Origin of the sequence: Methylobacterium dankookense (genome assembly GCF_902141855.1) — a bacterium.
Lineage (GTDB): Bacteria > Pseudomonadota > Alphaproteobacteria > Rhizobiales > Beijerinckiaceae > Methylobacterium > Methylobacterium dankookense.
The window spans coordinates 47,968-54,962 of record NZ_CABFVH010000037.1; the positions used below are offsets into that span (position 1 = coordinate 47,968).

Annotated in this window: 8 protein-coding genes and 1 pseudogene; 1 reads left to right on the forward strand and 8 read right to left on the reverse strand. The window is 72.6% G+C overall.

Translation table 11 applies throughout. The features are described 5' to 3' along the window. Window positions 1–116: 116 nt before the first annotated feature. Genes plsY through MTDSW087_RS21930 form a run of 3 tightly spaced genes read right to left on the reverse strand, consistent with a single transcriptional unit; the run spans window position 117 to window position 2,985 of the window. Entirely contained in the window at window positions 117–722 is a 606-nt protein-coding gene (plsY, locus tag MTDSW087_RS21920; protein WP_186383953.1) for a glycerol-3-phosphate 1-O-acyltransferase PlsY, read from the reverse strand. Then, window positions 722–2,032, reverse strand: a complete 1,311-nt coding sequence (locus MTDSW087_RS21925; RefSeq protein ID WP_373322004.1) for a dihydroorotase — start codon at window positions 2,030–2,032, stop codon at window positions 722–724. The genes plsY and MTDSW087_RS21925 overlap by 1 nt, the downstream gene beginning before the upstream one ends. A 5-nt stretch (window positions 2,033–2,037) precedes the next feature. Next, a complete protein-coding gene (locus tag MTDSW087_RS21930; RefSeq protein WP_144766997.1) occupies window positions 2,038–2,985 on the reverse strand; it encodes an aspartate carbamoyltransferase catalytic subunit in 948 nt (315 codons plus the stop codon). A gap of 270 nt (window positions 2,986–3,255) precedes the next feature. On the opposite strand from MTDSW087_RS21930, the gene MTDSW087_RS21935 reads away from it, so the two are divergent. Beyond that, a complete protein-coding gene (locus MTDSW087_RS21935; protein WP_144766998.1) occupies window positions 3,256–4,071 on the forward strand; it encodes a YdcF family protein in 816 nt (271 codons plus the stop codon). Here the strand turns inward: MTDSW087_RS21935 and MTDSW087_RS21940 are convergent. From MTDSW087_RS21940 to MTDSW087_RS30950, 5 genes and pseudogenes are all read right to left on the reverse strand, one after another. Then, window positions 4,017–4,304 carry a DUF3253 domain-containing protein gene (locus MTDSW087_RS21940; RefSeq protein WP_144766999.1) on the reverse strand — a complete coding sequence of 96 codons (288 nt, stop codon included), beginning with the start codon at window positions 4,302–4,304 and terminating at the stop codon, window positions 4,017–4,019. The two genes, MTDSW087_RS21935 and MTDSW087_RS21940, sit on opposite strands and share 55 nt — an antisense overlap. After that, window positions 4,304–5,035 (reverse strand): DUF599 domain-containing protein, encoded by a 732-nt coding sequence (locus tag MTDSW087_RS21945; RefSeq protein ID WP_144767000.1) that lies wholly within the window; start codon window positions 5,033–5,035, stop codon window positions 4,304–4,306. Before MTDSW087_RS21945 ends, MTDSW087_RS21940 begins: the two co-directional genes overlap by 1 nt. 75 nt (window positions 5,036–5,110) lie before the next feature. Then, entirely contained in the window at window positions 5,111–5,389 is a 279-nt protein-coding gene (locus MTDSW087_RS21950; protein ID WP_144767001.1) for an acylphosphatase, read from the reverse strand. A 15-nt stretch (window positions 5,390–5,404) separates the two neighbouring features. Continuing rightward, window positions 5,405–6,544 carry a branched-chain amino acid ABC transporter substrate-binding protein gene (locus MTDSW087_RS21955; RefSeq protein ID WP_144767002.1) on the reverse strand — a complete coding sequence of 380 codons (1,140 nt, stop codon included), beginning with the start codon at window positions 6,542–6,544 and terminating at the stop codon, window positions 5,405–5,407. Window positions 6,545–6,857: 313 nt separating this feature from the next. Continuing rightward, window positions 6,858–6,995 (reverse strand): annotated as a pseudogene (locus tag MTDSW087_RS30950) (polysaccharide biosynthesis/export family protein); the annotation flags it as partial.

A 6,995-nucleotide genomic window follows, 5' to 3' on the forward strand; every position in this document is an offset into this window, starting at 1 on the left:
CCGTCCTGGGTGTCGAGAGGGATCATCCCTCTCGCGGGTCCAGGGCGGAGCCCTGGGCGACGTCAGGGCTTTGCCCCGACACCCCACCAAAGGGATGATCCCTTTGGGATCCCGGATCAGCCCTTCTGGCCGATGCGGCCTTCGGTGCCGTCGAGGAGGCGGCGGATGTTCGGCGCGTGCTTCCACCAGAGCAGCAGGCCGAGGACCAGGAACAGCAGGGCCGCGCTCGGGCGGCCCATCGCCCAGAGCACGGCGGGCGTCACCGCCGAGGCCGCCAGCGCCGCGAGGGAGGAGTAGCGCAGGGCGAAGGCGAGGCCGAGCCAGACCGCGGCGAAGGCGAGCACGGCCAGCGGCGCGAGGCCGAGCAGCACGCCGATGAAGGTCGCCACCCCCTTGCCGCCCTTGAAGCCGAGCCAGACCGGGAAGAGATGGCCGAGGAAGGCACCGAGACCGGCCGCGAGCGTCGCGGCCTCGCCGAAGCGCGCGGTGATCAGCACCGCGGCGGTGCCCTTCAGCGCGTCGCCCACGAGCGTCGCGGCGGCCAAGCCCTTGCGGCCGGTGCGCAGCACGTTCGTCGCGCCGATATTGCCGGAGCCGATCGCGCGCACGTCGCCGAGCCCGGCGAATTTGGTGAGGATCAGCCCGAAGGGAATCGAGCCGAGCAGGTAGCCGAGCCCCAGGCAGGCGGCGACGATGGGGGTCGCGAGGTCGGCGGGTGCGATCACGCGGCCACCGCGATCTCGGGGACGCGGTGCACGACCTTGCCGCCTACCAGGGTGAGCAGGGCCGCACCCTGGAGCCGGGCCTCGTCGAAGGGCGAGTTCTTCGAGCGCGACTTCAGGGCCCGCTTGTCGAGGACGTAGGGCAGGTCGGGGTCGATCAGCACGAGGTCGGCGGGCGCGCCCCTGGCGAGCCGCCCGGCCTCGCGGCCGAGGATCCCGGCGGGCGCCGCGGTGAGCGCCGCGATCAGCCGGGGCAGGCCGATATCGCCGGTATGGACGAGGCGTAAGCTTGCCCCGAGCAGGGTCTCGATGCCGAGCGCCCCATCCGCGGCCTCGGCGAAGGGCAGGCGCTTGGTCTCGACGTCCTGCGGATTGTGGTCGGAGACGACCACGTCGATCACGCCCTCGCGGAGCGCGGCCACCACGGCCTGCCGGTCGGCCTCCGCGCGCAGCGGCGGCGAGAGGCGGCAGAAGGTACGGTAATGGCCGATATCGCCCTCGTTGAGCACGAGGTTGTTCACCGAGACGCCGCAGGTGACCGGCAGCCCGTCGGCCTTGGCCTTCCGCACGATCTCGACGCTGTCGGCGCAGGAGATCATCGCCGCGTGGTAGCGCGCGCCGGTGAGGCGCACGAGGCGGATGTCGCGCTCCAGCATCACCGTCTCGGCCTCGCGCGGGATGCCGATCAGCCCGAGGCGGGAGGCGAACTCGCCCTCGTTCATCACGCCCTCGCCGACGAGGTCCGGCTCCTCGACATGCTGCATGATCAGCGCGCCGAAATCCCGGGCATAGGTGAGCGCGCGGCGCATCACCTGCGCGTTGGTCACGGCCTTGAGCCCGTCCGTGAAGGCGACGGCGCCGGCCTCCTGCAGCAGGCCGAACTCGGTCATCTCGCGCCCCGCCAGGCCCTTGGTGACGGCGGCGGCCGGCAGGACGTTGACGCAGGCCGTGCCGCGGGCCCGCCGCAGCACGAAGTCGACGATGGCCGGCCCGTCGATGACCGGGTTGGTGTCGGGCATGCAGACCAAAGTGGTGACACCGCCGGCCGCCGCCGCGGCGCTCGCCGAGGCCAGGGTCTCGCGGTGCTCCGCGCCCGGCTCGCCCACGAAGGCGCGCATGTCGACGAGGCCGGGCGCCAGGACGAGCCCGCCGCAATCGATCGTCTGGGCATCCTCGGGCGTCCCGGGAGCGGCGCCCTGCGCGATGTCGGCGATGCGCCCGCTGCGGACGAGCACGGCACCCCGGGATTCACGGCCGGCGGCCGGGTCGAGCAGGCGGGCATTGGTGAGGAGGAGCGGTCGCAGCGACATCGACATCACTCGTTCGGCAAGTGGCACGCGAGGGCTTCCAGCACCGCCATGCGCACGGCGACGCCCATCTCGACCTGCTCGCGGATCAGCGATTGCGCGCCGTCGGCGATGTCCGAGGCGATCTCAACGCCGCGATTCATCGGGCCCGGATGCATCACCAGGGCGTCGGGCTTGGCGAGCGCCAGCTTGTCGCCGTCGAGGCCGTAATAGCGGAAATACTCCTTCACGGAGGGCACGAAGGAGCCGTTCATGCGCTCGCGCTGGAGGCGCAGCATCATGACGATGTCGCAGCCCTTCAGCCCCTCGCGCATGTTCGTGAAGACCTCGACGCCGAAGCGCTCGATGCCTGCGGGCAGCAGCGTCGAAGGGCCGATCACCCGCACCCGCGCGCCGAGCGCCTGCAGGCTGATGATGTTCGAGCGCGCCACCCGCGAATGCAGGACGTCGCCGCAGATCGCGATCTGGAGCCCCTCGATGCGGCCCTTGTTGCGGCGGATGGTGAGCGCGTCGAGGAGCGCCTGGGTCGGGTGCTCGTGGGCGCCGTCGCCCGCGTTCACCACCGAGCAATCGACCTTGCGGGCGAGCAGATGCACAGCCCCCGCCGATTGGTGGCGCACCACGATGATGTCGGGCCGCATGGCGTTCAGCGTCGCCGCGGTGTCGATCAGGGTCTCGCCCTTCTTCACCGAGGAGGAGGCGACCGACATGTTCATCACGTCGGCGCCGAGCCGCTTGCCGGCGAGCTCGAAGGAGGATTGCGTCCGCGTCGAAGGCTCGAAGAACAGGTTGATCTGCGTGCGCCCGCGCAGGGTCACGCGCTTCTTCTCGACCTGGCGGGAGATGTCGACGGCCGCGTCCGCCCTGTCGAGCAGCCCCTCGATCTCGGGACGCGTCAGCCCCTCGATGCCGAGGAGGTGGCGGTGGGGGAAGCTCGGGGGCGTGCCGTGAGTCATGTCGAGGGCCGGTGATAGGTCGCGGCAGGCATGCGGGCAAGGGGCGCGAGGGGCAAGCAGGTAACCGCGCCGCGACGATCCCGAGGCGATTGGCGCCGGCGGCTGGGAGGAGCGCCGCTCCCCATGATATGCCGGGTTCCGGCGTGGCCGCACGCGCCGCGCCCCGCCGCCGCAGGGCCGAACCCTCCTCAGGACGACCCCATGACCGACGAGACCCTGCGCGACGCGCCGCCCGCGGTGAGCCCGGCGCGCGGCCGGGCCTGAGCGGCGATGTTCTTCTCCGCCTCGAAGGTGATCTTCTTCCTGATCACCCCCTCCAACCTGTTCATCCTCGCCGCGCTCCTCGGCGGCCTCCTCCTCGCGACGCGCCGGCGGCGCATTGCCGCCGGGCTGGTGCTGTTCGGCGCCGTCGGCCTCCTGCTCGGCGGCCTCTCGCCCCTGCCCGTCCTGGTGATGGCGCCGCTGGAGGACCGCTTTCCCCAATGGCGCGAGGGCGATGCGCCGCCCGCCGGCATCATCCTGCTCGGCGGCGGCGTCGAGACCGGCCTGTCGGCGGCGCGGCGCCAGTTCGTCGGCAACAACGCGGACGAGCGCCAGACCTACATGGCCGACCTCGCCCGGCGCTTCCCCGAGACGCGGCTGGTCTTCACGGGCGGGAACGCCGCCCTGAGCGGCACCGGGATCTCGGAGGCCGACGTGATCAGCCGCTACGCCGACACCCTCGGCCTGCCGCGCTCGCGCCTGATCCTGGAGAACCGCTCGCGCAACACGCAGGAGAACGCGGCCTTCACCGCCGCCCTGGTGCAGCCCAAGCCCGGCGAGCGCTGGCTCCTCGTCACCTCCGCCTGGCACATGCCGCGGACGGTGGGCTGCTTCCGGCAGGCGGGCTTCACGGTGGAGGCCTATCCGGTGGATTACCGCACCGCGGGCTGGACCGCCCTGCGCTTCGGCGGCTTCGCCTCGGAGGGGCTCCTGATCCTCGATCTCGCGGTGAAGGAATGGATCGGCCTCGCCGCCTACCGGCTCGCCGGCTACACGCCCGATTGGCTGCCCGAGCCCGATTCCGCCGGGGGGCCGAGCCGGTAGATCCCGCGGAAATCGTCCGGGTCCACCGGCCGGCCCTTGCGCAGGATCGTGATCCGGCCCGCCTTGGCGAGGCGCACGGCCACCCGCCGGACCGGCTGCATCAGGGGCCCCCAGCCGTCCGGATGGGCGCCGCCGAGCGCGCGGGCCACCTCTGACGGGCAGACGGTCTTGCCCGCCCCCCGCGCCGCCACGAGGTCGAGGAGCGTGGTCTCGATCAGCGCGTCGTCGGCCATCACTCCGCATCCTCCAGGGTCGGGTCGTCGGCGAGCAGCGCCGCGCGCACCTCGGAGGCGAACTGGCGCCGCCACATCACAAGGACCACCGCGGCGGTCGCAGCCATCAGCAGGTAGGGGCTCACGAACCAGCCGAGATAGGCGAGCGCGAACAGGAAGGCGCGCTGGCCGCGGGCGAACTGGCTGCCGGCGGCGGTGTTCATGGCCGCGGCCCGGCGCGCAGCGCGCAGCATCTCGGCCTCGCTCGCGCCCGAGCCCTTCGGCGGCACCGCCCCGATCAGGATGGCGCCGTAGTTGAACAGCCGGTAGGCCCAGGCGAACTTGAAGAAGGCGTAGACGAACACCACCGCGAGCCCGGCGACCTTGATCTCCCAGGTGAGCCGCGTGGCCAGCCCGCCGAAGGGCAGCGCCCCGAACAGGCTCAGCACGTCGTCGCCCGAGCGCGACAGGGTGAGCGCGCCGCCCAGCGCGATCAGCGAGGTCGAGGCGAAGAAGGCGGTGCCGTTCTGCAGCGAGGCGTTGATCGTGGTGTCGACCACGCGGTTCTCGCGCGCCAGCATCTGCTGCGCCCAGGTCTCGCGCTGCCGGTTCATGAGCTGGGACAGCGAGACCATCCGCCCGCGCAGGCGGCCGACCGAGAGCGCGTAGCCGATCCAGGCGACCACGAAGAACAGCAGGGCGCCGAGGTCGAGCGGCGAGAAGGCGGCGGCGCTGGCGGGAAGGTTGGGCATGGGACCGGGGCGGGCGGGAACCGGCGCGGGCATATCAGGCGTGCCGCCGGACCGGAAGCGCGACGCGCCCGCCCCTCAGCCGAGGATCCGGAAGCCGCCCCCGGGCGGCGCCTCCGCCGGCCGCACCGCCACGTCCTCGACGCGGGCCGCCGCCGGCCCCGCACGGCAGGCCTCGACCAGGGCGTCGACGGCCGCCTCGGGCCCGGAGAACAGCGCCTCCACCGCCCCGTCGGCGCGGTTGCGGACATGGCCCGAGAGGCCGCGGCGGCGGGCCTCGCCCTCGGCCCAGGCGCGGTAGGCCACGCCCTGCACGCGGCCGGTGATCACGACGGCGACGGTCTTGATGGCGCTCAACGGCCCCTCTCCCGGCTACTTCCCCGCGGGCGTGAAGACCCCGTCCTTCCAGACATAGAGCACGTAGCCCTGCGCGGTGACGTCGCCCTTGGAATCGAAGCCGACCGTGCCGAGGACGAGGTCGAAGCGCTCCGTATGCAGCGTCGCCGCGAGGCGGCGCGGATCATCGGAATGGGCGAAGTTGCCCGCCGCCACCAGGGCCTGGAGGGCGGCGTAGCCGTAGATGGTGGAGCCGGTGGGATCGACCCCCTCGGCCTTGAAGGCCTTGACCACGTTCGCCGCGGCGGGCTGCCGGCTCGGGTCGAGGTAGAAGGTCATCAGGACGCCGTTGCTCGCCGACCCCGCGATCTTGGCGAAGTCGGGCGTCGCGATGGCCGAGGTGCCGAACCATTGCGGCTTGAAGCCCCGCTCGGCCGAGATCCGCACGAGGCGGCCCATCTCGGCGGCGTCGCCCCCGTAATAGACCACCTCGATGCCGGCGGCCTTCAGCCGGTCGGCGAGGGCCGCGTCGTCCGCGTCGCTCGGCTGGAAGGCGACGGAGAGGGCCTCGTTGATGCCGATCCGGTTGAGGTTGTCCTTGGTCGCCGCGGCGAGGTTGCGCGCGGCCGGCGTCAGGTCCTGGATCAGCGCGATCTTGCGGTCGCGGAAGCGCTCGGCGAGCACGGCGGCCGAGAGGCGGGCCTGGTCGTCGTCGCGGCCGCAGACCCGGAATATGGTGGGGAAGCCCCGGTCGGTGAGCCGCGAGGCCACGGAGGCGGCGGTGATCATCAGCACGCCGTTCTGGGCGTAGACCTCCGAGGCCGCGATCGAGGCGTTGGAGCAGACATGGCCCACCACGAGGCGCACGTTGGCGCGCACGTAATGGTTGGCCACCGCGATCGCCGTGTTGGAGTCGCAGGCATCGTCCTGCACGTCGAGGACGATGGTCTGGCCGTCGAGGCCGCCCTTGGCGTTGGCGTCGCGGGCCGCCGCCTCGATGCCGCGCAGCACCTGCTCGCCCACCGCCACGTAGGCGCCGGAGCGCGGCACCGCCACGCCGATCACCACGTCGGCCCGGGCCGGTGCCGGCGCGCCGAGCAGCGCGAGGCCGAGGGCCGCGCCCAGGCTCGTCCGGCGGAGCGTCTCGGTGAGGAGGGCGGCGCGTCCGGTCTTCATCGCGGCCCTTCTAGAGCCGTGGCCGATCGTGTTGCAATCGGGCAAGGGTACGGTGGGCGGTGCCGGCACGGGCGCTCCGCCGTCGCGGAGCCGTCCCGGGATGTCCGGATGGTCGCCAAGTTGGTCGCCATGCATCCCGCGCAGCCAACCCACCGCGACGCCCCCAAGCCGAGAAGGTCCCGGGACGCTCCTGCGGCGCCGCCGTTCCTGGGCGCCCCCACGGCCGCCGCATGCAGGTAACGACGGAGGCCGGGCCGAAAGCAAGGCCGGAATGACGCTTCGGATGACGGGGGCCCCGCGATCCCGCGCTTTCTCAGCGTGCGGCGGAGTAGACGGAGGCCGCGCCGGCGATGGGGGCCGCGACGGTGGAGAAGACGCTCAGCACCTTCTGCAACTCGGTGAAGGGCGCGTTCGAGACGTAGACCAGGTCGCGGTTGCGCATGCGGAAGGC